This is a genomic window from Arthrobacter sp. GQ119, from assembly GCF_059759125.1.
This window is the reverse complement of record NZ_JCAXEA010000032.1, coordinates 26945-52711: the sequence shown is the minus strand read 5'-3', so window position 1 is coordinate 52711 and position 25767 is coordinate 26945. Positions and strand designations below refer to the sequence as shown.

General features: G+C 64.2%; 32 protein-coding genes and 1 pseudogene. 17 read left to right on the top strand and 16 right to left on the bottom strand.

Annotated elements, in window-relative coordinates:
• The 3 genes from AC6CH3_RS21800 to AC6CH3_RS21790 all read left to right on the top strand — a co-directional run.
• Nucleotides 1-299 (top strand): aldehyde dehydrogenase family protein (locus AC6CH3_RS21800; protein WP_498134410.1); only part of this gene is annotated, 299 nt, incomplete at its 5' end.
• Between the two features lie 41 nt (nt 300-340).
• Nucleotides 341-1024, top strand: coding sequence for a GntR family transcriptional regulator (locus AC6CH3_RS21795; RefSeq protein WP_498134409.1), 684 nt, complete (start codon nt 341-343; stop codon nt 1022-1024).
• A gap of 68 nt (nt 1025-1092) precedes the next feature.
• On the top strand, nt 1093-1737 hold the full coding sequence (locus tag AC6CH3_RS21790; RefSeq protein ID WP_498134408.1) for a GntR family transcriptional regulator: 645 nt from the start codon (nt 1093-1095) through the stop codon (nt 1735-1737).
• Between the two features lie 78 nt (nt 1738-1815).
• Here the strand turns inward: AC6CH3_RS21790 and AC6CH3_RS21785 are convergent, their stop codons facing one another.
• The 3 genes from AC6CH3_RS21785 to AC6CH3_RS21775 all read right to left on the bottom strand — a co-directional run bounded on the left by AC6CH3_RS21785 (nt 1816) and on the right by AC6CH3_RS21775 (nt 3407).
• Nucleotides 1816-2481, bottom strand: coding sequence for a nucleoside/nucleotide kinase family protein (locus AC6CH3_RS21785; protein ID WP_498134407.1), 666 nt, complete (start codon nt 2479-2481; stop codon nt 1816-1818).
• Between the two features lie 32 nt (nt 2482-2513).
• Nucleotides 2514-3014, bottom strand: a complete 501-nt coding sequence (locus AC6CH3_RS21780) for a sensor histidine kinase (protein ID WP_498134406.1) — start codon at nt 3012-3014, stop codon at nt 2514-2516.
• 153 nt (nt 3015-3167) lie between these two features.
• Nucleotides 3168-3407: a hypothetical protein gene (locus AC6CH3_RS21775; RefSeq protein ID WP_498134405.1), complete on the bottom strand. Its 240-nt coding sequence runs from the start codon at nt 3405-3407 to the stop codon at nt 3168-3170.
• A 142-nt stretch (nt 3408-3549) separates the two neighbouring features.
• Between AC6CH3_RS21775 and AC6CH3_RS21770 the strand changes: the two genes are divergently transcribed.
• On the top strand, nt 3550-4164 hold the full coding sequence (locus tag AC6CH3_RS21770; protein ID WP_494035736.1) for a TetR family transcriptional regulator: 615 nt from the start codon (nt 3550-3552) through the stop codon (nt 4162-4164).
• Nucleotides 4165-4178: 14 nt separating this feature from the next.
• Here AC6CH3_RS21770 and AC6CH3_RS21765 read toward each other — a convergent pair whose 3' ends face one another.
• A complete protein-coding gene (locus tag AC6CH3_RS21765; RefSeq protein WP_498134404.1) occupies nt 4179-4790 on the bottom strand; it encodes a mucin-associated surface protein in 612 nt (203 codons plus the stop codon).
• A gap of 841 nt (nt 4791-5631) precedes the next feature.
• Here AC6CH3_RS21765 and AC6CH3_RS21760 point away from each other — a divergent pair.
• The 3 genes from AC6CH3_RS21760 to AC6CH3_RS21750 all read left to right on the top strand — a co-directional run bounded on the left by AC6CH3_RS21760 (nt 5632) and on the right by AC6CH3_RS21750 (nt 7705).
• On the top strand, nt 5632-6081 hold the full coding sequence (locus tag AC6CH3_RS21760) for an Hsp20/alpha crystallin family protein (RefSeq protein ID WP_498134403.1): 450 nt from the start codon (nt 5632-5634) through the stop codon (nt 6079-6081).
• A gap of 149 nt (nt 6082-6230) precedes the next feature.
• Nucleotides 6231-6701 (top strand): transporter substrate-binding domain-containing protein, encoded by a 471-nt coding sequence (locus AC6CH3_RS21755; RefSeq protein WP_498134411.1) that lies wholly within the window; start codon nt 6231-6233, stop codon nt 6699-6701.
• Entirely contained in the window at nt 6698-7705 is a 1008-nt protein-coding gene (locus AC6CH3_RS21750) for a cation diffusion facilitator family transporter (protein WP_498134402.1), read from the top strand. The genes AC6CH3_RS21755 and AC6CH3_RS21750 overlap by 4 nt, the downstream gene beginning before the upstream one ends.
• Before the next feature lie 2 nt (nt 7706-7707).
• On the opposite strand, the gene AC6CH3_RS21745 is transcribed toward AC6CH3_RS21750, so the two are convergent.
• Nucleotides 7708-8451: a GAF and ANTAR domain-containing protein gene (locus tag AC6CH3_RS21745; protein ID WP_498134401.1), complete on the bottom strand. Its 744-nt coding sequence runs from the start codon at nt 8449-8451 to the stop codon at nt 7708-7710.
• A gap of 224 nt (nt 8452-8675) precedes the next feature.
• Here AC6CH3_RS21745 and AC6CH3_RS21740 point away from each other — a divergent pair, with 224 nt between their 5' ends.
• Entirely contained in the window at nt 8676-9548 is an 873-nt protein-coding gene (locus tag AC6CH3_RS21740; protein ID WP_498134400.1) for an NAD-dependent epimerase/dehydratase family protein, read from the top strand.
• Between the two features lie 254 nt (nt 9549-9802).
• Here AC6CH3_RS21740 and mmsB read toward each other — a convergent pair whose 3' ends face one another.
• From mmsB to AC6CH3_RS21710, 6 genes are all read right to left on the bottom strand, one after another.
• Nucleotides 9803-11113: a multiple monosaccharide ABC transporter permease gene (mmsB, locus tag AC6CH3_RS21735; RefSeq protein ID WP_498134399.1), complete on the bottom strand. Its 1311-nt coding sequence runs from the start codon at nt 11111-11113 to the stop codon at nt 9803-9805.
• A 5-nt stretch (nt 11114-11118) separates the two neighbouring features.
• The gene (mmsA, locus tag AC6CH3_RS21730; RefSeq protein ID WP_498134398.1) at nt 11119-12648 is read right to left on the bottom strand and encodes a multiple monosaccharide ABC transporter ATP-binding protein; all 1530 of its coding nucleotides are present in this window, start codon (nt 12646-12648) and stop codon (nt 11119-11121) included.
• A 100-nt stretch (nt 12649-12748) separates the two neighbouring features.
• Nucleotides 12749-13873 carry a multiple monosaccharide ABC transporter substrate-binding protein gene (gene chvE, locus AC6CH3_RS21725; protein WP_498134397.1) on the bottom strand — a complete coding sequence of 375 codons (1125 nt, stop codon included), beginning with the start codon at nt 13871-13873 and terminating at the stop codon, nt 12749-12751.
• A gap of 268 nt (nt 13874-14141) precedes the next feature.
• A complete protein-coding gene (locus tag AC6CH3_RS21720) occupies nt 14142-14300 on the bottom strand; it encodes a hypothetical protein (RefSeq protein WP_498134396.1) in 159 nt (52 codons plus the stop codon).
• A gap of 10 nt (nt 14301-14310) precedes the next feature.
• A complete protein-coding gene (locus AC6CH3_RS21715) occupies nt 14311-14508 on the bottom strand; it encodes a hypothetical protein (RefSeq protein ID WP_498134395.1) in 198 nt (65 codons plus the stop codon).
• A 104-nt stretch (nt 14509-14612) separates the two neighbouring features.
• On the bottom strand, nt 14613-14819 hold the full coding sequence (locus AC6CH3_RS21710; protein ID WP_498134394.1) for a hypothetical protein: 207 nt from the start codon (nt 14817-14819) through the stop codon (nt 14613-14615).
• A gap of 158 nt (nt 14820-14977) precedes the next feature.
• On the opposite strand from AC6CH3_RS21710, the gene AC6CH3_RS21705 reads away from it, so the two are divergent.
• Nucleotides 14978-15757, top strand: a complete 780-nt coding sequence (locus AC6CH3_RS21705; RefSeq protein ID WP_498134393.1) for a phosphatase PAP2 family protein — start codon at nt 14978-14980, stop codon at nt 15755-15757.
• Nucleotides 15758-15815: 58 nt separating this feature from the next.
• Nucleotides 15816-16121: an MmcQ/YjbR family DNA-binding protein gene (locus AC6CH3_RS21700; protein ID WP_498134392.1), complete on the top strand. Its 306-nt coding sequence runs from the start codon at nt 15816-15818 to the stop codon at nt 16119-16121.
• Nucleotides 16122-16144: 23 nt separating this feature from the next.
• Here AC6CH3_RS21700 and AC6CH3_RS21695 read toward each other — a convergent pair whose 3' ends face one another.
• Nucleotides 16145-16453 (bottom strand): MerR family transcriptional regulator, encoded by a 309-nt coding sequence (locus tag AC6CH3_RS21695; protein ID WP_494035699.1) that lies wholly within the window; start codon nt 16451-16453, stop codon nt 16145-16147.
• A gap of 138 nt (nt 16454-16591) precedes the next feature.
• Here AC6CH3_RS21695 and AC6CH3_RS21690 point away from each other — a divergent pair, with 138 nt between their 5' ends.
• The 4 genes from AC6CH3_RS21690 to AC6CH3_RS21675 all read left to right on the top strand — a co-directional run bounded on the left by AC6CH3_RS21690 (nt 16592) and on the right by AC6CH3_RS21675 (nt 19851).
• The gene (locus tag AC6CH3_RS21690; protein ID WP_400581644.1) at nt 16592-17014 is read left to right on the top strand and encodes an Hsp20/alpha crystallin family protein; all 423 of its coding nucleotides are present in this window, start codon (nt 16592-16594) and stop codon (nt 17012-17014) included.
• A gap of 209 nt (nt 17015-17223) precedes the next feature.
• Complete coding sequence (locus AC6CH3_RS21685) at nt 17224-17643, top strand: J domain-containing protein (RefSeq protein WP_498134391.1); 420 nt, start codon at nt 17224-17226, stop codon at nt 17641-17643.
• The gene (locus AC6CH3_RS21680) at nt 17640-18026 is read left to right on the top strand and encodes a hypothetical protein (protein WP_498134390.1); all 387 of its coding nucleotides are present in this window, start codon (nt 17640-17642) and stop codon (nt 18024-18026) included. The genes AC6CH3_RS21685 and AC6CH3_RS21680 overlap by 4 nt, the downstream gene beginning before the upstream one ends.
• 232 nt (nt 18027-18258) lie before the next feature.
• Nucleotides 18259-19851: a GH1 family beta-glucosidase gene (locus AC6CH3_RS21675; protein WP_498134389.1), complete on the top strand. Its 1593-nt coding sequence runs from the start codon at nt 18259-18261 to the stop codon at nt 19849-19851.
• 14 nt (nt 19852-19865) lie between these two features.
• On the opposite strand, the gene AC6CH3_RS21670 is transcribed toward AC6CH3_RS21675, so the two are convergent.
• From AC6CH3_RS21670 to AC6CH3_RS21660, 3 genes are all read right to left on the bottom strand, one after another.
• Complete coding sequence (locus tag AC6CH3_RS21670) at nt 19866-20924, bottom strand: App1 family protein phosphatidate phosphatase (protein ID WP_498134388.1); 1059 nt, start codon at nt 20922-20924, stop codon at nt 19866-19868.
• Between the two features lie 87 nt (nt 20925-21011).
• Nucleotides 21012-21743 (bottom strand): DUF72 domain-containing protein, encoded by a 732-nt coding sequence (locus tag AC6CH3_RS21665; protein ID WP_498134387.1) that lies wholly within the window; start codon nt 21741-21743, stop codon nt 21012-21014.
• Between the two features lie 4 nt (nt 21744-21747).
• Nucleotides 21748-22482: an ANTAR domain-containing protein gene (locus AC6CH3_RS21660; RefSeq protein WP_498134386.1), complete on the bottom strand. Its 735-nt coding sequence runs from the start codon at nt 22480-22482 to the stop codon at nt 21748-21750.
• Between the two features lie 147 nt (nt 22483-22629).
• Between AC6CH3_RS21660 and AC6CH3_RS21655 the strand changes: the two genes are divergently transcribed.
• The 3 genes and pseudogenes from AC6CH3_RS21655 to AC6CH3_RS21645 all read left to right on the top strand — a co-directional run bounded on the left by AC6CH3_RS21655 (nt 22630) and on the right by AC6CH3_RS21645 (nt 25478).
• Nucleotides 22630-24432, top strand: coding sequence for a glycoside hydrolase family 15 protein (locus AC6CH3_RS21655; protein ID WP_498134385.1), 1803 nt, complete (start codon nt 22630-22632; stop codon nt 24430-24432).
• 93 nt (nt 24433-24525) lie between these two features.
• Nucleotides 24526-24708 (top strand): annotated as a pseudogene (locus AC6CH3_RS21650) (DUF1508 domain-containing protein); the annotation flags it as partial.
• A gap of 62 nt (nt 24709-24770) precedes the next feature.
• On the top strand, nt 24771-25478 hold the full coding sequence (locus AC6CH3_RS21645) for an HAD family hydrolase (RefSeq protein ID WP_498134384.1): 708 nt from the start codon (nt 24771-24773) through the stop codon (nt 25476-25478).
• Here the strand turns inward: AC6CH3_RS21645 and AC6CH3_RS21640 are convergent.
• Nucleotides 25473-25745, bottom strand: coding sequence for a hypothetical protein (locus tag AC6CH3_RS21640; RefSeq protein ID WP_498134383.1), 273 nt, complete (start codon nt 25743-25745; stop codon nt 25473-25475). The genes AC6CH3_RS21645 and AC6CH3_RS21640 overlap by 6 nt on opposite strands.
• Between the last annotated feature and the right edge of the window lie 22 nt (nt 25746-25767).

The following is a 25767-nucleotide window of genomic DNA, read 5'->3' as shown; positions in this document are numbered from 1 at the left end:
CCACCGAGATCTTCGGACCCGTCGCAGCGATCACTCCCTTCGACAGCGAAGAGGAAGTTCTCCGCCTGGCCAACGACACCGAATGGGGCCTCGTGGGCTATGTCTTCACTGAAAGCATGAACAAAGCCCTGCACTTCTCCGCAGAACTCGAAGTTGGCATGCTCGGGATCAACACCGGACTGGTATCCAACCCGGCAGCACCCTTCGGCGGCATCAAGCAGTCGGGACTGGGACGCGAAGGCGGCAAGGTCGGCATCGAGGAATTCCTCGAGATCAAATACACGGCAATAGCCGTCTAGTGAATATGTAGCCGGTGATGAGTGAAAAGAGTGGGATGTCAATGGCACCGAAAGGCCTGTTCACCCTGGAAGGAAGGCCCACGGCGCAGCTGATCGCCGATCAGCTGCGCGAACAGATAGTCCAGGGGGCCTTCCGCCCGGGACAGCAGATCAACGAATCTGCCGTGGCTAGCCAGCTGAACCTCCTGTCCAGAGGCCCACTCAGGGAAGCAATGCAGCGCCTGTGCCAGGAAGGGATCCTCATCAGCCGGCGTAACCGCGGAGTCTTCGTCCTGGAGCTTAAGGCAGAGGACATCACGGAGATTTACGCGGTCCGCGAAGCTGCGGAAATATCCGCGGCTAACTGCCTGCTGGATGGCAGGCCGGAGCAGCTCAAAGACACCTGCGAAGTGCTGAAGGAAATCGTCGGCGACATGAGGAAACACCTGGGCGTCCCCGATTGGCAGGACTTCGCACGGCTGGACATGCAGTTCCACACCTCCTTCATTGCCGGGACGGGAAATTCCCGTCTCGTCAGGATGTACGAGACCCTGGCAACCGAATCACGAATGTGTATCCTCAACCTTGCGGCATCCGGCCGAAGCGTTGACCTCCTGGTTGAGGAACACCAAAACATCCTCGATCTGCTGGAGGCAGGTGATAGGGAAGGGCTCCTCGAGGCCATTAAGAGCCACATGCAACACGCCGCTGACAGCTTCACCGCAAGCCGGCAGGACACCGCGTGAGAGTACTCGGCACAGCCCTGGCCTAGGAAATCCTGTATAATCGACAATCGACAACAGGAGGCGACCGCATGGAACCGAAGTTCGAGTGGCAAGCGCAGCGGACGACGACACCGGACGGCGTCTACAGCGTGCTGCGGACCGCCATTCTGGACGGAACTGTGCCGCCCGGCGGGCAGCTGCGGGAAATACACATCGCCAGAGATCTCGGGATCAGCCGGTCACCTCTGCGCGAGGCAATGACGAGGCTGGAGGAGGAAGGGCTGATCGTAAAGGTCCCCTTCCGCGGGTCCTTCGTTGTGGAGGTAAGCGCTCGGGAGGTCGCCGACATCGCATCCGTCCGACTGCTGGTCGAACCGTACGCTGCCCAGCTCTCTGCCGAAGCGCTGTGCGGACCCCAACGGCCGCTGTTGATGCAAACCATCGAGGAGCTCAACCGGGCAACGGAGAATAACGACATCCCAGCCAGCATCGACGCGCACCTTCGCTTCCACAGGCTCTTTTACGATTTTTCAGGGAATGGCGCGCTGCAAAACCTTTGGAATGGTTGGGAGAACAAGCTGCGCCTCTACCTCGCGGTCGACCATCGTTCGTACCACGATCTGCACGACATTGCCGTTGAGCACGAGAGATTGGCTGCTCTTGCCCTGGATGGCGACACTGATGGGTTCCGGCAGGAGCTGGCCAACCATTTCCAGTCGGCGCTGCGCGGCTAACTGTCAGACTGGATCCGCAAGCCGCACTGTTTCGGAATGACACGCACGATCATCCTCATGTGTCGAGCTACCGCGCCATCAGCCCCAAACGATGACCCGGTCCGCACGGTGCCGCGTGGCTTCAATGAGCCGCGCGTTCGCTTCGTCGGACCCGTTCGCCCAGGCTTCGGCCGCAGGCCGGTCCATTCCAAAAAGCATGTGCCGCTCCACGAGACGGGAGAGCCGCAGTTCCGGGGGAGTTTCGATGAACCACACCTCGTCCAGCTGTGACCGCACCCGCTGCCACGCGGGGTCCTCGGCCAGCAGGTAGTTGCCTTCCGTGATGATGAGGGGTACCGAGGCCGGCACGGCTATGGAAGCGGCCACAGGTTCGTCGAGGGACCTCCGGAAGTCCGGTGCGTAGACAACGTCCTCGTCCCGCAGCGCCAGCCGCTGCAACAGCGAGAAATAACCGCCGACGTCGAACGTGTCCGGGGCGCCCTTGCGCCGCTTCAGCGGCGTCCCGTCTATGATGGCGTTCCCCAGGTGGAAGCCGTCCATGGGCACCACCAGCGCTGCCTGCGGTCCGAAGAAATCGGCGAGGAAGGCGGAGAAGGTGGACTTTCCGGAGCCGGGGGCACCGGCCACGCCAAGCAGCATGCGGGAACCGTCGGACATCCGGAGGCGCAGATCTGCGATAGCCTGACGGATGTCCGGGGAATCGAAGGCCCGGGACGCAGACGGCTGGGCGTTGGGCTTAATCATGGAATGAATCCTAGGCCAGGCCCGGCGGCGCGTCAGTCCAGTGGAATGGTGACGGTCACTTCGGTGCCGGTTCCGGGTTCCGACGAGATGGCGACGGTACCGCCGGCTTCCTGCACCTCGGTGGACATTGTCAGAAGCCCGTGGCGGCGGCCGTCGGCGGCCTCCGGAAATGAGGTGTTGCCGGAGCCGATGTGGCCTGCTGAACGCTTGCCGAATCCCTTGCCGTTGTCGGCAATCGTCAGACGGATGCCGTGGAAGACGGCCGTGAGCCGGACCGTCACGTCAGTGGCATGGGCGTGCCTGAACGCATTGTCGAGGGCTTCCTGCGCAGACCGGTACAGCAAAGTGGCGCAGCCCGCCGGGATCTCCAGGCCGTGGTGCGGTGTCTCCCAATGAACGCAGGTGCCCTGGCGGCGCAGCGGGACCGTCAGGCGGTCGATGCAGCCAGCGAGTCCAAGCCGGTGAAAATCCGCAGACACAGGAGCCACAGCCGTGCCTGCGGCCACACCTTTGAGAGTTGCAGAGCTTTTCATGCCGACCCGTCTCCTTGCATCCTAAATGCGTGAGTTCCGGGGATCTTTTCCCCCGGGCTTTGCATCTAAGGGTGGCGCGGGAGGATCAGGCTTAGCGCGGCATATCCTCAGGATCGGATCAGGATTGATGCCTGGAGAATCCCAAAGCCACGTTTACTGGGCGAACGTCCAGGGTTGGAGCGCCTGCTGCGGATACGTGACCGCGTCCGCGGCGTCGAGCACTTCGAGTGCTGTCATGTGGGCTGCCGCGGCCACTTCGCGTATAGGTTTGCCGTGCGTCACGGCGGCCGCAACCGCAGTCTGCAGAGTCACTGCCGCGGGCTCGTGCTCGGCGCTGGCGGTTTCCAGCGTGGCAACGGCTTCCTCCACGGCGCGGATGTCTTCATCGTCCATCTGTGCACTCCTACTCTCTGCTCCATCGCAGTAACTCCCGCGGCGCCACCGGGACGGGGATCCGGTGAAGCTGCGTCATGCTGATAAAACAATAAGACAGACAGGTCTGTCTCGGCCAGTCCCGCGGTAGAGTATTTCCTTGATGAACGCACCTGAAGCAAGCGAGGGCACTTTGCTGCCCCAAGGGGTTCGTGCCGGTCAGAACGAGCCCCTGCACCGGATACTGTCCGCCGCCTACGAGCTCTTCTCCCGCCGTGGGATCCGTGACGTCGGCATTAACGAGCTGATCGAGCGTTCCGGCGTGGCAAAATCCACGTTCTATCGGCACTTCCCGTCGAAGGACGCGCTGGTTCTTGCCTTCCTCGCCCTGCGCGACCAGGTGTGGACCGTGGACCTCATCGTTGCCGAAGCCCGGCGCAGGGGAGATACGCCTGAGGGGCGCCTCCTTGCCATCTTCGATGTGTTCGGCGACTGGTTCCAGCGGGACGACTTCGAGGCCTGCACGTTCATCAACGTCCTCCTTGAAATGGGCCCCGAACATCCCTTGGGCGAAGCCAGCATCGGCTACCTGGCCCGAATCCGCGGCCACCTCCAGGCGCTGGCCGAAGAGGCCGGCTTGCGCGACACCGAGGAATTCGCCCGCTCCTGGCACATCCTGATGAAGGGCTCGATCATTTCGGCCACGGAGGGGGACTTCCTTGCTTCCAAGCGTGCCCAGCAGATGGCCGGCTGGCTGATCGCCCACCACCGGAGCTGAGGCCGGATTTCTGCTCACCGCTCCTTGCCCTTTCCTTTGCCTGGCCCGTTATCTGAGCCCTTGCCTGGCCCCTTGCCACCGTCTTCGTCGCCAGGCGCAGGGGGCGACGACGGCAGGGGCGCCACGGTGAGCGGCGATGGGTGGACGGCGATGTTTTGAGCCTCAGCCGCTTCCGCGGTTTCGGCCGCCGCCTTCCCGGCCGCCGCCTTCCCGGCCGCCGCCTTCCCGGCCGCGGCCTGGGACGCGGTCTGGGAGGCTGCCGCCTTCTCCGCCGCAGCTTTGGACGCCGCCGCCTTTGCGGCGATGGCGGCGAGGAGATCTGCCCGGACCGCTCCAATCGCTTTCATGATGCTTTGATGGCGCTTGAAGGAGACCTTCCCGTCCGCTGCGGCGCGGGTGACGTGATCCACGAGTTCATCAAGGGTCCGCAGGCCGGTTGCGGGATCTGCGTTGGCCGCGGCAGCGCTGACGGCCAAGACCCGTGTCTGTAGTTCCTTGCCGGTCTGCGGGTCCAGATCGGGTGAAGCTGGACTGCAGCCCAAAAGAGCAGCAACCATGAAGCAGGCGGCCAGCGGCCTGACGGCGACGCCCAGCCTCCGGCCCTTGCGGTCCAGCGAATCCTTCAAAGTTCCCAGCCTTGTGCGACGGTTCCCCGGCTGAGGATCTCCCACAGCCGAAGCGGCGCCGTCCGGTAACGGCAGCCGAATAGATCATAAGCCTACTTAGCTTCAGTCGCAGACTCCGCGGAAGACGAGGGGGCGGCGCGAGTTCTCATGCAGGTGGCACAACAGCGCCTGCTCAGGGCAGTCGGGGTGGGCGGCGAGATGGCGCAAAAGCCTTATCCTGACCTCCGACTGGGGATCTGTGGCTGAAATGATGTCCAGGATGAGGTCAATGACCTGCTGGCGCAGAACGGTCCGGCCCCACGGGTCGGATGGCCCGATGCAGGGCGGATAGAGGCTGACCGCTGGTTGGCAATTCCGAGGCCCCAGTCCTGGTTGCGGCTCGCTGTCCGGCACTTCGCGCTTCTGCCGGTCGGGGACGCTAGCGGCCATCACGGCCCCCCAGGTCGTCGGCGCCGGCCCCTGCAGGAAGGCCTGGGAGTAACAGCTTCTTCATCGGGGCTCTCCTTCACGGGGCTTCGCTGCCGGACACCGCCCAGTATCCCGCCGCGCTCCTGTGAAAATCTCGGCGTGCAATCCCCGCACCCCAGGCGTGGGGGCGGGAATTGGGGGGCGCGGGAAGCGGAATAGTCCCCGCACGGGGGAGTGCCAAAGTTTCCGTCAGGTAATCCCCGGCTTTTCCCAAGGAAGCGGCAGGACGTGCCGGGATATCGCATGGACGGAGCCTTAACATGCGGCTGCCTCCGGCGTAGTTTATTTGGTGTCGGATGCATCCCGAGCCGTCCCCTGCAAGTAAAAAGCTGCATGTAAAAACAGGGTCGGTGACAGACAGGAGGTAACAGCGATGGCTAACATTCTCCGCCGTGCCGGTGTTGAGTTCCCGGAGCCGTTCCGCCGGTTCCTGGAAGGAGATCTGGACTCCTGGCTCCGCGTGGAGGAATACCGTGAGGGCGGTGACTTAGTGGTCAAGGCCGAGGTCCCGGGAATCGACCCGGATAAGGACGTCGACATCACCCTGGCGGGTAACCAGTTGGAGATTTCGGTCCGGCATGAGGAAAAAGCCGAGCACAGGGATAAAGACGGTTACCGTTCCGAATTCCGCTATGGCACATTTGCCCGCACGGTAAGCCTGCCCGCTCCCGTAAGCCAGGAAGACATCAGAGCCTCGTACACCGACGGGATCCTTGAGGTCCGCATCCCCGTGCCCGAAAAGCCCGCGGCCGGTGCCCAAAAGATCCGGGTCTCACGTGGTGCTGCGACGGCGCCCGCGCCTGGTTCCGCCGGCGCTGAATAAAACCTTCAGCGAATCACTGCGCTATCGCGGAGCCCTCGGGTCCCGCGTTGGATAGAGTCGACCTGCACGCGGCCGCACTGCCGGCCGCGTGCATCCCGGTCGGCGAAAGGGACGCAGTGTTTCGGATCAGACATACGTTCGTGAGGCGCATGGCGGGGTTGCTCGCCGTCGTCGCCCTTGCCGGCGGGCTGGCTGGCTGCGCTGTCTCAGTGCCCCGGGATCCGGACGGCACCTTGGAGCGGGTCTCCGGGGGAAACCTGCGGGTTGGTGTCACGGCCAACGGCAAGTGGGCCAGCCTCCGTGACGGACAGGAACCCCAAGGCATCGAACCAGGCTTGGTGCGCTCCTTTGCCTCCTCCATCAGTGCCACGCCCGAATGGGTCACGGGAAGTGAACAGGAGCTTACCAAGGCGCTCAAGGAGGGTGCGCTGGATCTGGTGATCGGGGGTTTTGCCGCCGACACGCCGTGGGTCACACATGCGGGAACCACGCGCCCGTACACCGAATCGAAGGACGCCTTTGGCAAAACCGTGAAGCATGTGTTCCTTGTGCCGCTGGGCGAGAACGCCTTTCTGCTGGCCCTGGACCGCTTTCTCCTGCAACAGGACGTGCTGGGATGAGCCGCACGGAAACCGCCGCCAAGTTCGGAAACACAGAACTGCCCCGGGAGCAAAAAGAGGCCCTGCAAAGGGCAATCAGGTTCGAGTGGATCACCCTTGCTTTTCTGACCGTTTCCTCAGCTCTCGTCTTTTTGGTTCTGGGAAATTCCCAGGCCATGAAGGCCGCATGGATCGAAGACCTCCTCTCGTTCCTGCCGCCTCTGGCCTTCCTGCTGGCCTCCCGGCTGATTCGTCGGCCTCCGACGCAGAAACATCCGTACGGATATCACCGCTCGGTGGGGATTGCCCACCTTGTTGCCGCGGTGGCGCTGGTGGCCATGGGGTCCTTCCTGGTTGTCGACTCCGGCACAGGCCTGCTCACCGCGGAGCACCCGACCATCGGTGGCATCGAGCTGTTCGGCCAGACCATCTGGCTGGGCTGGCTGATGATCGCGGCGATGCTGCTGACCGCGGCTCCTCCGGTGTACTTGGGCCGGGTCAAAATCAAGCTGGCCGAAAAGCTCCACGACAAAGTGCTCTACGCCGACGCCGATATGAACAAGGCCGACTGGATGACCGCGGGCGCCGCAGCCGTGGGTGTTTTCGGCATCGGCGTCGGCCTTTGGTGGGCAGACTACGCGGCTGCCCTGCTGATATCGGTCAGCATTCTCCGGGACGGAGTGAAGAATCTTCGCGGTGCCGTGGGAGCGCTGATAGACACCCGGGCGCATACCGTGGACGACTCCGCGCCGGACCCCCTCAACCGGCGCATCGACGTCTACCTGAAGGGGCTTCCCTGGGTCAGCCAGGCCGCCTCACGCATCCGCGACGAGGGGCACGTGTTCCACATCGAGTCCTTCGTGGTGCCTGCCGGGGGAGCCGCGCCGTCCCTGGAAACCTTGGAGGATACACGCAAAGCCTGCGCCGGGCTCGACTGGAAGGTGCAGGACCTCGTCATCATTCCGGTTGCGGAGCTGCCGAAGGAGTTCCTGCCCGGACTGCGGTCCCCGGGTGGGGAGTACTGAGCCTAGCCCTCATAGTGGGTCTTTGCCGGCCCCTGTCCGAGTGAGTCGACGATCGCCGTCGCCACGCTGTGGAGCTTGATGTTCCGCGTGCTGGAGGCGGCCTTCAGCAGCTGGAATGCCTCCTCCTGGCTGCACCGGTTCTGGGCCATGATGACCCCGACGGCGACGTCAATCACCGTCCGGGACTCCAGTGTTGCCTTGAGATTTGCGGCCGCATCGCTGTAGTGGGCAAACCGCACGGCGAGGCGCAGTGCCATGGATGTCTGGGTGACAAAGTCCTCGGCCAGGTCCAGGACGCGTCCCTCGAACCTGCCGGGGCGGTGGGAGTAGAGATTCAGGGCGGCGCGCGTCTCGCCCTCAAGCTGGAAGGGGATGGCCAGGATGGAGCGTACGCCTTGGGCCAGCACCTTGCGGGAGTACTGGGGCCATAGCCTGTGCTCTTCAAGATCCGGGATATGGACTGTCACCTGCTCGCGCGAGGCAGTCATGCAGGGCCCGTCGCCGAAGTCGTATTGGATCTCGTCCATGGCCTGGGCCTCGGGCGTGCTGCTTGCCACCGTGGCGGCTTTTCGGTGCCGCAGCAGTGTGATTCCGCACAGGACTTCGTCGCCGGGCTCGGAAAGGCTGCGGGCCGAGACCCGGGCAAGCTCATGGAGGAAGGCCTCCACATCCGAGCTCGCGAGCACCATCTCATTCAGGTGCTCCGTGACTGATGTTTCAGATTTTGCGGTCGACTCGCTGGCCACGATTCCCAGTACCGTTTCGCTCAGGTCAAGACGAGCCGGCGGGCGCAGCGCATACCACGGAAGGGGAGCGGGTAGCGGCAGCAAAGAGCCGGATCGAACAACTATCCAACGGCCTTCTGCTAAACCGTACCGAGAAATTATATACACCAGTTCGCAGGGCATTATGACTGCGCCGGCGCATCCTCCCGCCTAGGCTGGGGAAGAACGAACCCGAGGAGACCACCATGAGAATTGCTGTGACAGGCGGAAGCGGAAAACTGGGGCGCAGCGTTGTCCGCAGGCTGACGGCGGACGGCCATGCCGTACTGAACCTGGACCGGACGGGTGAGAGAAGTCCGGCCCTGGCCATCGTGGACCTGCGGAACTATGGCCAGGTCCTGGATGTGATCCTTGGCCTGGATGACCGGCACCAGGGCTTTGACGCGATCGTCCACCTTGGTGCCATTCCTGCGCCCGGCATCGTGCCGGATGCGGCCACGTTCGAAAACAACATGCTCTCCACATACAACGTGTTCCAGGCGGCCCGCCGGGCCGGCATCAAAAAGGTGGTTTACGCCTCCAGTGAGACGGTGCTGGGACTGCCGTTCGACGTCGACCCTCCCTACATCCCGGTGGACGAGGAGTATCCGGCACGGCCGGAAAGCACCTACTCGCTGGTGAAGCACCTGGAGGAGCAGATGGCCATCGAAATGACGAGGTGGGACCCCGAGCTCAGCATCACCGGCCTGCGGTTTTCCAACGTCATGGACCCCGAGGACTACGAGGATTTCCCGTCCTTCGATTCCGATGCCACGCTGCGCAAGTGGAACCTCTGGGGCTACATCGACGGGCGCGATGGTGCCCAGGCGGTGGCGCGCGCCCTCGAGAACGGCAAGCCCGGGTTCGAGGCGTTCATCATCGCCAACGAGGACACGGTGATGAGCCGCTCCAGCGCCAGCCTTGCCGCGGAAGTGTTTCCCGGTGTCCGGGTGACCAAGGAGCTGGGGGAGCACGAGACCATGCTCTCCATTGACAAGGCCAGGCGGCTCCTCGGATTCGCGCCTGAGCACAGCTGGCGCAACTATCACTCCAACCGCACCACGCCCACCGAAGACTGACGATGTGCACCGGACGCGGTAGCTTCAGCTGATGAGTTCCCGCGTCGTTCCGAACGGCACCTGGTCGGAAAGCGCAGCCGTGTAACGGTCGGGTGCGTGGCGTGTGATCAGGATCCCGTGTGTCCCGGATTGCATGGCCAATTCCTGCAGGGCCCGCACGGCGTCGTCGAGCTGCTGGCCAGGGCTGGCCGGCTCGTGACCTGAATATCGATGCGTTCAGTGACGTCAGTCATGGTGCCTTTCCTCCGGTGAAATCAGTGGTTCTCGGCGTTCATCGGGTGGGGAACGGACGCCACGGTAACGGGTGTTTTGGCTGCTGGCTGCGGTTTCTCGACGGCGGCGGGCGGCGTCGTTTTCCACTTGAACCGCTTGCCGATGGTGGATCCGCTGCCGCCGCTGCGGTTCTTGTTGAAGATGTCGAAGCCGACTGCGAGCAGGAGCACCAGGCCCTTGATGAGCTGCTGGTAGTCGGTTCCGAGGCCGAGGATGGACATGCCGTTGTTGAGGACGCCCATGATCAGGCCGCCCACCATGGCTCCTGCCACGGTGCCGATGCCGCCCTGGACCGCTGCCCCGCCGATGAAGGCCGCGGCGATGGAGTCCAGTTCGAAGCCCGTGCCGCCGGCGGGCTGGGCAGAGTTCAGGCGTGCCGTGAAGACCAGGCCGGCCAGCGCGGCGAGGACGCCCATGTTCACGAAGAGCCGGAACGTCACGGCCTTGGTCTTGATGCCGGAGAGTTCGGCTGCGTGCAGGTTCCCGCCGATGGCGTAGGTGTGCCGGCCGAAGATGCTGTTGCTCATCAGGGCGGAGTAGGCGATGACCAGGACTGCGAGGACGATGAGGACGATCGGGGTGCCGCGGTAGCTTGCCAGCAGGAACGTGATGGTGAGCATCAGCAAGGCGATGAACGCTGTCTTGATGGCGAACCAGGCCATGGGTTCGTTTTCGAGGTTGAACCTGCGGCGGACCCGGCGCTCCTTGATGGCCTGGAAGAGGATGGCTGCAGTGCCTCCCACGCCGAGAATCACGGTCAGCCACTCGAGCACGGAGGTGCCGCCCGAAATGTCGGGGAGGAAGCCGCCGCCCAGGGCGCGCAGCTCGTCAGGGAACGGCGTGATCTGCTGGTTCTTCAGGGTGATGAGGGTCAGCCCGCGGAAGATGAGCATCCCGGCGAGGGTGACGATGAACGCGGGTATGCCGACGTAGGCGATCCAGTAGCCCTGCCAGGCCCCCACGAGTGCGCCGACGAGCAGGCACGCGGGGATCGCGATCCACCAGGCCCATCCCCAGTGGACGATCATCACACCCGATACGGCGCCGATGAAGCCCGCGATGGAACCGACGGACAGGTCGATGTGCCCGGCGATGATCACCATGACCATGCCGATTGCCAGGATCAGGATGTAGCTGTTCTGGACCACGAGGTTGGTGACGTTCTGGGGCTGCAGCAGGATGCCGTCGGTGAGGACCTGGAACAGGATGACAATGAGGATCAGGGCGACGAAGATGCCGACCTGGCGGAGGCGGCTTGCCAGGAAGCCGAGGGATTCTCGTAGGGCGGACATGTCCGTTATTCCTTCTCTTGGGTCATGTATTGCATGAGTGTTTCCTGGGAGGCCTCGGCGATGGGGACCTCGCCGGTGACGTGGCCTGCGGACAGGGTGTAGATCCGGTCGCAGATGCCCAGGAGCTCCGGGAGCTCGGACGAGATCACGATAACGGCTTTCCCCTGGGCGGCCAGTTCGGCGATGATCGTGTAGATCTCAAACTTGGCGCCGACATCGATGCCGCGGGTGGGCTCGTCGAGGATCAGCACATCGGGGTCCGAGAACATCCATTTGCTCAGGACCACCTTTTGCTGGTTGCCGCCGGAGAGTTTTCCGGTGATGGCCGCGACCGAGGGTGCCTTGATGTTCATGCTCTTCCGGTAGCGGTTGGCCACCGTGGTTTCTTCGTTCTTGTCCACCCAGCCGCGTTTGGCGAGCTTTCCGAGGGCGGCCATGGAGATGTTCCGCTGGATGTCCTCGATGAGGTTCAGGCCGTAGTGCTTGCGGTCTTCGGTGGCGTAGGCGATGCCGTGGCGGATGGCTTCGGGCACGGTGGAGGTGTTGATCTCCCGGCCATACTTGAAGACCTTGCCTGAGACGGCGTGCCCGTAGGTCCGGCCGAACACGCTCATGGCCAGTTCGGTGCGTCCGGCGCCCATGAGCCCGGCCAGTCCCACGACTTCACCCTTGCGGACGTTGAGGCTGGCGTTGTGGACCACGGTGCGGGTGTGGTCCTGCGGGTGCTGGACGGTCCAGTCTTCGATGCGGAGGACTTCCTCGCCGATCGATGGGGTGCGTTCGGGGTACAGGCTGTCGAGGTCCCGGCCCACCATGCCGCGGATGATCCGCTCCTGGGTGATCTGTCCCTGGTCCACGCGCAGGGTCTCGATCGATTTGCCGTCGCGGATGATGGTGACGGCGTCCGCCACCTTGCGGATTTCGTTGAGCTTGTGGCTGATGATGATGCTCGTAACGCCTTGGCCCTTCAAATGCAGGATGAGATCCAGGAGGTGGTCGGAGTCCTCATCGTTCAGGGCCGCCGTCGGCTCGTCCAGGATGAGCAGCTTGACTTCCTTTGAGAGGGCCTTGGCAATCTCCACCAGCTGCTGCTTGCCGACGCTGATGTGCTGGATCGGCGTCACCGGGTTTTCGCTGAGTCCCACCCGGGCGAGCAGCTTGGCCGCCTCGAGGTTGGTCTGGCGCCAGTTCACCCAGCCGCGGGAGGCCAGTTCGTTGCCCAGGAAGATGTTCTCCGCGATGGACAGGTACGGGCTCAGGGCCAGCTCCTGATGGATGATCACGATCCCGCGCTTCTCGCTGTCGGTGATGCTGGAGAACTCGCACGGTTCGTTCTCGAAGAGGATGTCCCCCTCGAAGGTGTTGTGGGCGTAGACGCCGGAGAGCACTTTCATCAGGGTGGACTTGCCGGCTCCGTTTTCGCCGCAGATCGCATGGACCTCTCCGCGGTTCACGTCCAGGGTGACGTCCTGGAGGGCCTTGACGCCGGGGAAGGTTTTGGTGATTCCCCGCATTTGAAGGATGGGTACGTTCATGGTGCTTTCCCGCTGGCTGGTGGGGCGCCGGGACCCTGCGGGTGCAGGGCCGGGGAGGGCGCGGCCCGGCCGGATGCCGGGCCGCGCCCCTTCGCGGCGCCTACTTGATGTCGGCGTCGGTGTAGTAGCCGGAGTCGATGAGTTCCTGCTTGTAGTTGTCCTTGGTGATGATCACGGACTCAAGCAGGTAGGCCGGGACTACCTTGACCTTGTTGTTGTAGGTTTCGGTGTCATTGGTTTCAGGCTGCTGGCCCTTCAGAACCGCATCGACCATCTTCACGGCCTGCTCGCCGAGCTTGCGGGTGTCCTTGAAGATCGTGGAGTACTGCTCCCCGGCGATTATGGACTTCACCGAGCCCTTCTCTGCATCCTGCCCCGTCACGGTCGGAAGGCTGCCCTTGGTGTAGCCGCCGGTGCTGGTCAGCGCGGAGATGATGCCGATCGACAGGCCATCGTAAGGCGACAGCACGCCGTCGAGCTTCTTGCCGGAACTGTAGGCGGAGGTGAGGATGTCCTCCATGCGCTTCTGCGCCACCGGCGCCTGCCAGCGGAGGATGGCTGCCTGCTCGAACTTGGTCTGGCCGCTCGGCACCTTCAGGGTGCCGGCGTCCATGAACGGCTTCAGCGTGTCCATGGCTCCGGTCCAGAAAAAGTTCGCGTTGTTGTCGTCCGGGCTGCCGGCGAACAGTTCCACGTTGAACGGGCCCTTGCCGTCCACCTTCTTTCCGCCGGCATCCAGAAGGCCCAGGCCCGTCAGGAGGGACGTGGCCTGCTGGACGCCTACGGTGTAGTTGTCAAAGGTCGTGTAGAAGTCCACGTTGGGCGTGCCGTTGATCAGCCGGTCGTAGGCGATGACCTTGACGTTCTGCTCCTTGGCCTTGGCCAGGACATCGGTCAAGGTGGTGCCGTCGATCGCGGCGATGATCAGGGCCTTGGCGCCCTTGGTGAGCATGTTCTCAATCTGGGACACCTGCGTGGGGATGTCGTCGTTGGCGAACTGCAGATCCGTCTTGTATCCGAGTTCCTTCAGCGACTTTTCGACATTGCTTCCGTCGGCAATCCACCGCTCAGACGTCTGTGTGGGCATCGAAATGCCCACGAGGGAGCCGGCAGTATCGGTGCTGGCCGCGGGGGCGGCGTTGCCGGGCCGGCTGCCGCAGCCGGTGGCCCCGACCGTCACGGCCAGGACCACGGCGAAGGCTCCCAGGAGTTTCTTGAAACGCACGATGTTCTCCTTCCGCGGCTGACTCGGGCCGCGAATTGCTGCTGAGCCGGGAGGCATCTGCGCCTTCCGACGGGACCGGCATTGGGCTCCGGTCGGCTGCGCGATCCTGAGGCCCGTACACCAGTGGGCTTTGCGGTCGGGGCGGCGTCCGTGCCGCCCCGTTGACTTCCTTGAAGCTGCTGCTCAATTCCTTGAGCCGATTGTCGCGCTTGTGAGCGCTAACAATCATGAGAATAGCTCACCCGTTATTGTGGGTCAACTCACATGTTTACCAAAGTGTGCGGGGATTTTGCCTCTTTGGTGTGGCTGGCCGGTTGCGGTGGACGTCGCCGGTAAGTGCGACGGCGTTGCGCACCTCGGCGGAACCCGGCAGGGCGAGGACGAGGCCGGTACCCACGCTGGCGGTGATGAGAGCTTCTGCGCGCACGTGAAAGTGGCTACTGGGAAGGTTGCGGAACCTCGCAGGCGATCTTGGGGTTGACCCCCATATAATTCAGCGGCCCCGCGGCGATGGTGATTGCCACGGTGCCGGCCTCCGTGCACGAGTCCGGCGAGCCGCCGAAATATCCTCGCTGGAATGCGGCGAAGACGCCGATGATAAGCCAGATGATCACTAGCGTTCCGACGATCCTCATGGAATCCTCCGTAGCCCCGTAGCCACACTCCAGTGTGTGTCCAATTATCCACCGCGGAGGCCTTCCGGGACAGGGCTCCCGGACGCGTCCGGGCGGCGGCGGAGTCAGCTGGGCTCTGTTGTTTCCACTGGGGTTTCTTCCACGTCAGGAGTGTCCTCGGCCGTGGCTACCGACGATTCTCCACGCGCCGAAGTGTCCTTGGCCTCGGTCCCCTCTTCCGGCTCAAACGTGTTGGGTTCGCCGGCGCCGAGCCCAACGCCGTTTTCCGAGCCCGGAACGGTGCCGCCGGTGTCAGTGTTTTCGGTGCTCATGTCGTCTCCTGATCCTCGTGGGGCTGGAAAAACTACGGTAACAGCGGCAGGCCGGCTTCGTAAGGGCATACACGCACGCCCCGATGTCCGGTCAGGCAGGAGATAATCTTCAACACAGAAATCGCTTCATTTCCATCGGCGCACAGGCAGGATTCCACGTGGCAGACGAATCAGCAGGCAAGGCGGGGTGGTGGCGGGTATTTCATGACAAGTTCGTGGTCGAGGAACGCTACATGGATGCGGGAGCGCGCAAGGCGCTGTATGTCACCGCCGTTGTTCTTGCCGCTGCGGGTGCCCTCGTCTTCTTCCTGACGCTGACGGATGTGCTCCAGAAGGACGGTCTGGCCGCCGCCGATGAGTCTGCACGGAAGTGGCTGCTCACCACGCGCTCGGAGGCGCTGACAATTGGCATGATCATCCTGGCGGTTGTCTTCGGTCCCGTAGCCCTGCCGATCATTGTGCTGGTGGTCACCCTGGTATGGGGAATCCTGGCCAAGCACGCCTGGCGGCCTGTCCTGCTCGCGGCAGCAATGGTCACGGGCGTTGTACTCGCCCAGCTCATCGGGCATGCCGTCGATCGTGCCCGTCCACCCGTCGATCTCATGCTGTTCGGTGCCGACCATACATTCTCCTTTCCCTCCGGGCACGTGCTCGGCGCCTCGGACTTCCTGCTCGTGACCGCTTTCCTTGTCTTTTCCCGCCACCGGCGCCCGGCAGTCACCGTCGTCGGTTTTATCTTCGCGGTCATCGGCGTGATCCTGGCCGCCCTCAGCAGGCTCTACCTGGGCTACCACTGGGTGAGCGACGCCCTGGCCTCGGTGTCCCTGTCCCTCGTGGTGCTCGGGACCGTAATTGCGGTGGACACGTGGCGGACCGCCAGGGTGCCCGGCGAAGCGGTGACCGGCGAATTGTCCAAGGCTGATTCCCCGGCGGACTGATGCCGGCTACACCAGGCGCCGCGATTGCGGCGGCCGCCGGCCGGTGCCAGAGTGGGGCATGGCCACTGAAGACGATGTCCGCCGGATCTGCCTCGCCCTGCCCGGAGTCACTGAGCGCAGCAGCTGGAACCAGCCCGCCTGGTTCGCAAAATCACTGATGGCCCGGATGTGGGACGAGGGCGTGCTGACGGTCAAGACCGGGGAACGTGAGGCATTGGCCGGTACCGATCCAGATACCTATTTCTGGACACCGCACCATGAGCGGTCGCCACAGTTGGTCCTGGTCCGGCTTTCACGGCTCGACGGCGGCGAACTCGCCGAACTGCTGGAAGAATCCTTCCTGTTGGCCGACGGGCGGATGTGAGGCCGCGGGCGTCACAGCAGGGACTAGCCTTCCGGCTGTCGGGCGTTGCGTGCACGGGCGCGTTCAAGCTGCCGGCGGAGCCTGGCGTTGTCCACCTCGAGTTCCAGCACTTTCGCCACTCCTGCCAGGTTGAGCCCTTCATCCAGGAGCTCGCCGATCCGACGGAGCACCGCCAGGTCTGAGTCGCTGTACTGCCGCGTTCCCCCGGAGGTCCGCCCCGGCGTCAGCAATCCGCGCCGCTCGTACAGCCGGATGTTTTGTTGCCCCGTTCCGAGCAGATCGGCCACCACGGAAATTGCGTAAAGGCCCCTGCCTTCGTCTTGATCTGCCACGGTGTTTCCTCGGTTGAGAATAATTTGAACTGCCTCTTGCACCAGTTTGACACCAGTGCTATAAAAAATCTATATCCACCACCATAGATGAGCGTGGGTTACCGTGACATTACATATGTGCTTAAGGAGTGGGAAATGATGCTCATCCGTACCGACCCGTTCCGTGAGCTGGACCGGCTCACTCAGCAGGTCTTCGGAACCGCGGCCCGCCCGGCCGCCATGCCGATGGACGCCTGGCAGGAGGACGGGGAGTTTGTAGTGGCCTTCGATCTTCCGGGCGTCCTGCCCGAGAAGGTGGACCTCAACGTGGAGCGGAACGTCCTTACCGTCAGGGCGGAACGCCAGGACCCCACGCAGCCCAATGTGGAGCTGGTGGTGGCCGAGCGGCCCCGCGGAGTTTTCAGCCGCCAACTGATCCTCGCAGACACTCTCGACACGGAGAACATCAAGGCGAGTTACGACGCCGGCGTGCTGACGCTTCGAATCCCCGTGGCGGAACAGGCCAAGCCCCGCAAGATTGAAATCGAGCGCAAGGGCGAACTCCACGAGATCGGAACCTGAGTCCGGCGGCGCTTGGCAAGGTAATCGCGTCGCTTGGCAAGGCAATCACCTGATGCTGCCAGGGCGGCTTCCGGCTTCAAAGTGCCGGCTCCATGCGGCCGGCACCAGGCCGGAAGCCGTTCCTGGTCCTCAACGGGCCATCTGGTCCTGAACGGGCCATCTGGTCCGCCGCTGAGCCAGCGCTCCTGCGGACTCACCAGGGAGGGACAATGCCGGGCAATTTTCCCGATCACTACGCGGCCCTGCATGTGCCGCGGACGGCGACACAGCGGGAAATAGCGCGCGCCTACCGGTCCCTTCTGAGAATGCACCACCCGGACTTGGCCAATCCCACCGCAGCACCCGCTGATCTGCAGCTCCTCATGCAGGCCTTCGAGGTGCTCCGTGACCCGAAACAGCGCCTCGCCTACGACCGCGAGGTTCTGAGGAATGAACGCGACATTATCAGGAACGAACCAAGGGCCGCTGCGGCCGGTCCCAGGGACGGCCAGTCCAAAGACCATTCCCGCGAGGTTCCCGTGCGGCACATCCGCCATGGGGATCCACCCCTGCGCGCAACGCCCGTCAGGTGGGAAAGCGGGCCTTGGGCAACCATCCGTTTCGACCCCGGAGGAAAGCGAAGACGATGAGCGATTGGCGCCGATACGACTCCCACCTGATCCCCGCCTTTCATGAAAGGTTTGAAGAACGCTGGGGCAAGAACACCGCGCCCTTCCTGGATCCGGAGGCACATGAAGAGCCGCTTCCGCGCGCGCAGTGGATCAACCCGGCCACCGGGGCGGCCCTCGCCGTGGTGCCCATCTGGACAGATGATGACCGCCAGCACCGATCGTTCGGGGTCTTCTACCTGCCGCCGGGAGGGGATATCTGGGTGCTCCGCCCGGGCTTCACCGGCTATCTGGAACCGGGGGAGGACACTTCCGAGCATCTGCTGGCCCTGAGGAACGACGCATTCAAGAAGGCCGTCGCCCACGCGAAGGATTTCCTGTTCGGCCCAGCGGTGATGCACTAGGTCGGCGTGGCCCGTGTCATCCTGCTCTCGTCAGGTCGCGCGGCCTGTGTCATTCTGGAAGGCACCGCAAGTGCCGACGGAAGAGAGGGCCATGTTTTCGCCAAGGGGTTCGTTTTCCAGCTTCAGCGTCAGCGATGCGGCGCAGGCAGTGATCCAAGGGGCGGGCCTGCTGTCCTGAGAGTTTCAGGCAAACTCTTCTTCTGCCCATTTCGAACAACACAGAGGTCCGACCATGCATGCCTCCGCCAAAGAGTTGGCCGCGAAGATTCCGCCGGGCTTCACCCTTGGAGTAGCCACCGCCGCATTCCAGATTGAGGGCGCCGTTGACGTGGACGGCCGGGGAAAGGCAGGCTGGGACGTCTTCGCCGCCAAACCCGGCGCCATTGTGGACGGCCACAGCCCGGCCGTGGCGTGCGACCACTACCACCGGATGCCGCAGGACGTGGCGCTCATGAAGGAGCTGGGCGTCGACTCGTACCGGTTCTCGCTCTCCTGGCCCCGGATCCAGCCAGGAGGCAGCGGACCCGTGAACAGGGCGGGTCTGGACTTCTACGACCGGCTGCTCGACGAGCTCCTGGCCAACGGCATATCTCCCATGGTGACCCTGTACCACTGGGACACGCCGCTGCAGCTGGACGAGGCGGGCGGATGGCTCAACAGGGACACCGCCTACCGCTTCGCAGAATTCGCCGCCATAGCCGCAGCAGCCTATGGGGACCGCGTGGCCCGCTGGGTGACCATCAACGAACCCGCCACGGTGACCACGAACGGTTATGCGTTGGGCCTGCACTCACCCGGGAAGGCCGATTTCGCGAACGGGCTGCCCTCGGTCCACCACCAGCTGCTTGGCCACGGTCTGGCGGTCCAGGCCCTGCGGACGGCCAAAGTGCCGGGGGAGATCGGCATGTCGAATGTGTACTCCCCGATGGTGCCGAATTCCGCCAATCCACTGGACAGGCTGAGCGCCGGCGCCATGGACGTGGCCCAGAACCGCCTCTACGCGGACCCCGTCCTTGCCGGGAAGTATCCCGACCTCGTCCGCCTCGGGAAGTTCTTTTCGTCCTTCGAGCATCCCGACGAGGACATGGCCATCATTTCGCAGCCACTGGATTTCTACGGGCTCAACTATTACATGCCCACAAGAGTGGCGGCCGGCGGGGGTGACAGTCCTGTGCCGGCGGCCATGGCGGAAGCCATCGGGGATGATCTCAGCACTGCCACACCGGGCGCGCCGCTGCACATCGAACCCTGGCCGGACACCGAGACCACGGCCTACGGGTGGCCCGTCAAGCCTGCCTATATGGCAGTCGCCCTCAAGGAGATGGCCGCCCGGTATCCGAACCTTCCGCCGGTCATCATCACCGAGGGCGGGGCCAGCTTCGAGGACATCATCGTCCGTGACAAGTCCACGAACCGCCGCTTCATTCCGGACGAACGCCGCCTGCGGTACCTGTCGGACCACCTTGGCACTGCGCTCCGTGCCACGGCCCCCGGCGGTGAGGCCGAGGCGGTGGATCTCCGCGGTTACTACGTGTGGTCCCTATTGGACAATTTTGAGTGGTCCGGTGGCTACAACCAGCCGTTCGGCCTGGTGCACGTGAACTTCCAGACGCTCGAGCGGACACCCAAGGCGTCCTACTACTGGTTCCAGGAACTCCTGGAGGAACGGACCTTGGTCGCCGCGGCAGGAGCCGCCGTCGCCGCTGCCGCTGAAGGCGCCGTTCCCGAGGGAGTTGTCCCGGAGGGAGTTGTGGCGGAGGGCGCTGTCCCTGAGGGAGCGGAACGCGGCGTGTCCGACGGCGAGGCGTCGCCGCTGGGCAGCTGACCCTCCGGTTCAGTTCAGATCAGTTCAAGTTCTTTGAGTTTCCGTGCAATGCCGGCGCCGTCGGGCGAGTAGATCCAGGGCACGGAGGAGGCACTGTGGTCTCCGTTTTCCGAATGCCCGCCGGCCAGAACCGACTCGCTGACGGAGAGCTGCCGGATGGCGATTGCAGCCACCCTGTCCGAATGCTCCCGGGTAAACGCGGAGTAGATCTGCTCGTCATGCTGGCCGTTGTCCCCGATGAGCAGCCAGCGCATGTTCGGGAATTCAGCGGCGAGGCGCTCCAGGTTTTGGCGCTTGTGGTCTTGGCCGCTGCGGAACCACCGGTCCTGGGTGAGTCCCCAGTCCGTGAGTACGAGCGCGCCGGAGGGATACATGTTGCGCGAGAGGAACCTGCCAAGGGTCGGGGCGGCGTTCCAAGGCCCGGTGGACAGGTAAATCACCGGGGCATCGGGGTGTTCCACCGTCAGCCGGTCCAGCAGCACTGCCATACCCGGAGTGGCCATCCTTGCCCGCTCACTCAGCACGAACGTGTTCCACAGGGCAAGGAAGGGCCTTGGCAGAGCCGTGACCATGACTGTGTCGTCGATGTCAGAGACGATGCCGAAGGTGGTCTCCGGACCGATGACGAAAATGCTGGCCTCCGCCGGTTCAGTACCTTCGGACCGCAGCACCGCCGTGTGCCAGCCCGGGGAAAGGGAGACCTGGACATCAATGTCGATGAGCCCGCCCCTGTCGGCCCTGACTTTCGTCACGGTGCCGCCGACCTCAATTTCCACCTCGGAGCCCGGGATGGGAACGCTGGTGAAGGCCCGCCATCCCCGGATGTTCTGGGTCCCGTTTTTTGCCGCGTGGTCGGCCTGGCTGCCGGGGACGGGCTTGCTGGCCAGCACCACCCTGCCCAGGATCCGGACCCACTCGGTGGAACCGTAGCCCTGGTAAGCGATGGTTTTAGGTTCGAACTTCCACCGCCGGGCAAGCTTCAGCCGGGCGGTGTTGATCGCGTTGGAGAGCCGGTGGGCCAGGCGGAAAACCTGAGTACCGGACAAAGAAGATTCCTGTGACGCCATGTCCATGTCTTCACTCTGCCACAGGCCCCGGTCCCGCGGGCCGTTACCTGTCTCTGTTACCTGACCCGGGCGGTTTCGCCCTTCCAGCGGCAGTCAGCCGTCCCCCAGCAGCCACCGCAAAGTGTCCGCGTTCCGCACCGCGTTGCCGCCGCCGTCGTTATTGAAATAGGCGTATACATCCTTGCCCGCGCCGCGCCACTCACGGATCCGGTCCGCCCACCACCGCAGGTCCTCGTCGGAGTACGAGCCGCCGTACAGGTGCTCGTGGTCCGGACCGTGCAGCCTGACATAGACGAAGGGAGCCGTGGCCCTCAGGATGCACGGCAGGTTGGCCCCGCTCATCACGCAGTAGGCCGCGGCGTGGTGCTCCAGCAGGCGGTAGACGTCCGGGTGGTCCCAACTCGGATGGCGGAACTCGACGCTCACCCGGATCCACGTGGGCAGGGCAGAGAGGAAGTATTCCAGCCGGCCGTCGTCGCGCGCCAGGTCCGGCGGGAGCTGGACCAGCAGGACGGCGCGCTTGTCGCCAAGTTCGTGCCAGCACCGGGAAATCCTCTCGATCCAGACTTCCGGGCCGTAGAGTTTCTTGCCGTGCGTGAGGCCGCGCGGAGCCTTGACGGACAGGGCGAATCCTTCGGGGAGCCGCCGCCGCCAGCTCGCAAAGGACGTGTCCCGCGGCCAGCGGTAGAAACTGGCGTTCAGCTCCACCGTGCTGAATCTCGCCACGTAATGCTGCAGCCTGTCGCGTGCGGGAAGCCCCGGCGGGTAGAGCACGTTCTCCCAGTGGTCGTAACTCCAGCCTGAGGTGCCGATATGCACGGACATGCGTTTACTCGAAGTGCGTGCTCAGTCGTCCTCCGCCGGCCGACTCCACGATCGCGGCAGCCACTTCGCGGAGTTTCGTGTTGCGGTTGCTGGAGGCGGACTTGATCAGCCCGATGGCCTCCTCCTGGCTGCAGCGGTTCTGCGCGATGATGATCCCCACCGCGGTATCGATGATGGTGCGTGACTCCATCGCCGCTTTCAGGTTCGAGGCCGCGTCGCTGTGCTGGGCTATCCGGATGGCGAGGCGCAGGCCTTTCGAGGCCTGGCGGACGTAGCTGACGGCGCGCTCCACGGCATCGTCGTCGAAGGCATTCGGCTTGTCCGAATAAACGTTGAGGCCGGCCCTGGCGTTGCCCCCGGGCAGGTCGAACGGCACAGCCAGGACGGAGCGGATGCCGGCTTTGAGGACAGTTTCGTTGTATTCGGGAAATGTGGTGTCCAGTTCAAAATCAGGAATGTGGACGATGATGCCTTCCCGGCACGACCGGAGGCACGGCCCGTCCTTGAACTGGTACTGGATTTCGTCAACCGCCCGCGCCTCTTCGCTGCTGCTGGCCACGGTGCCGGCACTGCGGTTCCTCAGGAGTGTGATGCCGCAATACAGCTGGCCGTGGGGACCCGACAATTGTTCGGCCGAGTAACGGGCCAGTTCGTTGAGGAAATCCTCGACGTCTTGGGTGTCCAGCAGGAGGTCCTGGACGTATCCCGTCACGTCAGTCTCGTTCAGACGACTATCCAAGGGAGCCTCCTGTTCTGCCCTGTCCACCGGTGTGGCTGGCCGTGGGACAGGTCCAAAGTCGTGATTCGTGGCAGTTGCACCGCCCACACTTCAGGCTACACCCGGGGTGCTCTCGTGCGGACGTTCCAGCTGTGGCACTGTAAGGGCATGGTACGCATCGAGGATTATGCGGTGGTGGGTGACCTGCACACCGCGGCCCTGATCAGCACTGAAGGTTCCATTGATTGGCTGTGCCTGCCGCGCTTCGATTCGCCGGCCTGCTTTAACGCCTTGCTGGACACGCCCGAGTCCGGACGCTGGAGGCTTGCTCCGGCGGGCGCGGGGGAGTGCACCAGTCGGCGCTACCGTGAACATACCCTGATCCTGGAAACGGAATGGGAGACGGACGACGGGGCCGTCCGGGTTATCGACTTCATGCCTCCCCGAGACGAAGTGGCGGACATCGTACGGATTGTCGTTGGCCTTCACGGCCAGGTCAGGATGCGGGGCGAGCTGGCTCTGCGTTTCGACTATGGCCACGTCATGCCCTGGGTGCGCCGCGACAGCCGCGGGCTGCACGCGATCGCCGGGCCGGATTCCGCCTACCTGACGACCAGCGCGCCTCTCCGTGGGGAACACATGCACACCGTCAGTGACTTCACAGTGAAGGCAGGCGACCGCGTGCCCTTTGTGCTGACGTGGGCGCCCAGCCATGTCCGCCGGCCGCGGTCGGTGGACGCCGAAGTTGTCCTGGAGTCCACGGAGAAGTTTTGGCTGGACTGGGCCGGGCAGTGCAAGGTGACAGGTCCATACAAGGACGCCGTGGAGCGCTCACTCATCACACTCAAGGCCCTCACCTATGCCCCCACCGGCGGCATCGTGGCTGCCGTGACCACGTCCCTTCCGGAACAGTTGGGCGGACCGCGGAACTGGGACTACCGCTACTGCTGGCTCCGTGACGCAACCCTGACGCTGCAATCGCTGCTTGCAGTCGGCTATACCGCCGAGGCCGCCGCGTGGCGGGACTGGCTGCTGCGGGCCGTCGCGGGCGATCCCGCTGACCTGCAAATCATGTACGGCATCCACGGCGAGCGCCGGCTGCCCGAGATGGAGCTCCCGTGGCTGTCGGGCTACGAGGACTCATCACCGGTGCGGATCGGCAACGGCGCGGCCGGACAGCTGCAACTGGACGTCTGGGGCGAGGTGCTGGACTGCCTGTCGCTCACCCGTAATTCCCTGCTCACGCATCCCGACGAGGCCTGGGACGTCCAGGTGGCGCTGATGGAGTACCTGGAAGGTGTCTGGAACCGGCCGGACAACGGGCTCTGGGAAATGCGCGGGCCGAGGCGCCATTTCACGCACTCGAAGGTCATGGCCTGGGTTGCCGCGGACCGGATGGTCAAGGGCGTACGGGAATCGGGGTTGCCCGGACCCGCCGCCCGCTGGGAGGCGCTCCGGGATACGATCCGGAAGGATGTCATGACCCACGGCTTTGACGCTGACCGCAACACCTTCACTCAGTCCTATGGCCGCCCCGAACTGGATGCCAGCCTGCTTCTCATCCCGCGCGTGGGGTTCCTGCCGCCCGACGATCCGCGCGTGATCGGCACCATCGACGCCATTCAGCGCGAGCTGACAGAGGACGGTTTCCTGCTCCGGTACCGGCCCGAAGTCAGCGATGACGGCCTCCCCGGTGGCGAGGGCGTCTTCCTGGCCTGCTCCTTCTGGCTGGTGGAAGCCCTCCTTGGCGCGGACCGCCACCGGCAGGCGACCCAGCTGTTTGAACGCCTCCTGGCGCTCCGCAACGACGTCGGCCTGCTCAGCGAGGAATGGGGTGTCCAGAGTGGCCGGCACCTGGGAAACACCCCTCAGGCCTTCAGCCACTTCGCGCTGGTGACCAGCGCCCTGGAACTGCAACAGCACCGGACACGGCGCAGCAACAAGCCTCTGCGGGCAGGAACTGCGTTGTAGCTACCGTTTCCTGCCGGAGGCCTCTTCATACGCCGAGGCAGTAAGTATACTTACTAACACCTGTCCGACTGGTGAAGGAGGAGGAGAGCTGGGATGCCTGGATACTTCGAACTGGTGGATGCCCCTGACGGCGGTTACCGGATCCGGCTGCTGGACGGCGCTGGCGCGCTGATGGCAGTGTCGGTCACCTTCCCAACGAAGCGGGCGGCCGTGGCCGGCGTTGCCCGTGCCCGTGAAATTGCCGGGACGGGGCTGATCCGCGACAACTCCCGCGATGCAGTGGAGCGGTCGGCATTTCTGTCTCCTGAATCCTCCGAGGCGGAACGTTGAGGGCCGGGGTGCCGAACCGTCGTGCCGCGGGCACGCGCCGGAAGGGAGTCCTGTTCGACGTCGACGGGACCTTGGTCGACTCCGCCTACCTGCATACGCTCGCCTGGTGGCAGGCGTTCCGCCAGTCCGGCTTTGATGTGCCGATGGCGCGGATACACCGCTGTGTGGGGATGGGCGGTGCGCGGCTGGTGGACCACCTGTTGCCGGACGGGCGTGACAAGTCCGTCGATGAGGATGTCCTCGCCGCCCACTCGGGAATATTCGGCACCTACTGGCCGGCCCTGAGGCCCTTGGAGGGTGCGCGGGATTTGTTGGCGCAGTGCTGTGAAAGCGGGTTGGCGGTGGCGCTGGCGTCCTCGGCCAGGGAACAGGACCTCAAGGCCCTCCGCGCGAGCCTTGCTGCCGATTCCTTCATCGATGCTGCGACGAGCGCCGCGGACGCAAAGGAGAGCAAGCCTGAGCCGGACATACTCGTCGCAGCACTGCGTGCCGTTGGGATCGAAGCCTCGGACGCCGTCTATGTGGGTGATGCCGTGTGGGACGTCTACGCCGCGGCCCGGCTTGGCATCCCCACCATCGGGGTGACCTGCGGCGGCACGAGCGAGGCGGAGCTGCGGGAGGCGGGGGCCGTCGAAGTGTACTCCGGACCCCGCGAACTGCTGGATGGCCTCAGGGACAGTGCCATCGGGAAGCTTCTCGCCCGGCACCCCTCATAAGGCGGTTGATCCGGCGGCCTCCCCGGATGAGGGGCTTCCTGATGCCGGCTCATCGGCATAGTCGCCCTTGTTCCACGACACCGTCACCGCAACCGATCCGTCGTCGTTCCTGGTAACTTGCGTAGTCACCTCCGGGACCCTGGCTCCCATTGCGAGGATCTTGGCGCGGTATGTGGTGACCAGTTCCTCAAGGCTGGACTCGGTCCACTCGCCGGGGCGCATCCGGGTGGAAATCTCCACGGGTTCGGGCTGGTACAGCGTCATCATGATGCCTTTCCTTGGGGGCGCG

Coding starts and splice junctions, on each gene's coding strand:
- AC6CH3_RS21690 (WP_400581644.1), top strand. CDS start 16,592: ATGCTCATCCGTACCGACCCGTTCCGTGAGCTGGACCGGCTCACTCAG.
- mmsA (WP_498134398.1), bottom strand. CDS start 12,648: ATGAACGTACCCATCCTTCAAATGCGGGGAATCACCAAAACCTTCCCC.
- AC6CH3_RS21675 (WP_498134389.1), top strand. CDS start 18,259: ATGCATGCCTCCGCCAAAGAGTTGGCCGCGAAGATTCCGCCGGGCTTC.
- AC6CH3_RS21750 (WP_498134402.1), top strand. CDS start 6,698: ATGAGCCGCACGGAAACCGCCGCCAAGTTCGGAAACACAGAACTGCCC.
- AC6CH3_RS21685 (WP_498134391.1), top strand. CDS start 17,224: ATGCCGGGCAATTTTCCCGATCACTACGCGGCCCTGCATGTGCCGCGG.
- AC6CH3_RS21770 (WP_494035736.1), top strand. CDS start 3,550: ATGAACGCACCTGAAGCAAGCGAGGGCACTTTGCTGCCCCAAGGGGTT.
- AC6CH3_RS21710 (WP_498134394.1), bottom strand. CDS start 14,819: ATGAGCACCGAAAACACTGACACCGGCGGCACCGTTCCGGGCTCGGAA.
- AC6CH3_RS21775 (WP_498134405.1), bottom strand. CDS start 3,407: ATGGACGATGAAGACATCCGCGCCGTGGAGGAAGCCGTTGCCACGCTG.
- AC6CH3_RS21780 (WP_498134406.1), bottom strand. CDS start 3,014: ATGAAAAGCTCTGCAACTCTCAAAGGTGTGGCCGCAGGCACGGCTGTG.
- AC6CH3_RS21790 (WP_498134408.1), top strand. CDS start 1,093: ATGGAACCGAAGTTCGAGTGGCAAGCGCAGCGGACGACGACACCGGAC.
- AC6CH3_RS21670 (WP_498134388.1), bottom strand. CDS start 20,924: ATGGACATGGCGTCACAGGAATCTTCTTTGTCCGGTACTCAGGTTTTC.
- AC6CH3_RS21755 (WP_498134411.1), top strand. CDS start 6,231: ATGGCGGGGTTGCTCGCCGTCGTCGCCCTTGCCGGCGGGCTGGCTGGC.
- mmsB (WP_498134399.1), bottom strand. CDS start 11,113: ATGTCCGCCCTACGAGAATCCCTCGGCTTCCTGGCAAGCCGCCTCCGC.
- AC6CH3_RS21740 (WP_498134400.1), top strand. CDS start 8,676: ATGAGAATTGCTGTGACAGGCGGAAGCGGAAAACTGGGGCGCAGCGTT.
- AC6CH3_RS21785 (WP_498134407.1), bottom strand. CDS start 2,481: ATGATTAAGCCCAACGCCCAGCCGTCTGCGTCCCGGGCCTTCGATTCC.
- AC6CH3_RS21760 (WP_498134403.1), top strand. CDS start 5,632: ATGGCTAACATTCTCCGCCGTGCCGGTGTTGAGTTCCCGGAGCCGTTC.
- AC6CH3_RS21715 (WP_498134395.1), bottom strand. CDS start 14,508: ATGAGGATCGTCGGAACGCTAGTGATCATCTGGCTTATCATCGGCGTC.
- AC6CH3_RS21655 (WP_498134385.1), top strand. CDS start 22,630: ATGGTACGCATCGAGGATTATGCGGTGGTGGGTGACCTGCACACCGCG.
- AC6CH3_RS21640 (WP_498134383.1), bottom strand. CDS start 25,745: ATGATGACGCTGTACCAGCCCGAACCCGTGGAGATTTCCACCCGGATG.
- AC6CH3_RS21680 (WP_498134390.1), top strand. CDS start 17,640: ATGAGCGATTGGCGCCGATACGACTCCCACCTGATCCCCGCCTTTCAT.
- AC6CH3_RS21700 (WP_498134392.1), top strand. CDS start 15,816: ATGGCCACTGAAGACGATGTCCGCCGGATCTGCCTCGCCCTGCCCGGA.
- AC6CH3_RS21795 (WP_498134409.1), top strand. CDS start 341: ATGGCACCGAAAGGCCTGTTCACCCTGGAAGGAAGGCCCACGGCGCAG.
- AC6CH3_RS21665 (WP_498134387.1), bottom strand. CDS start 21,743: ATGTCCGTGCATATCGGCACCTCAGGCTGGAGTTACGACCACTGGGAG.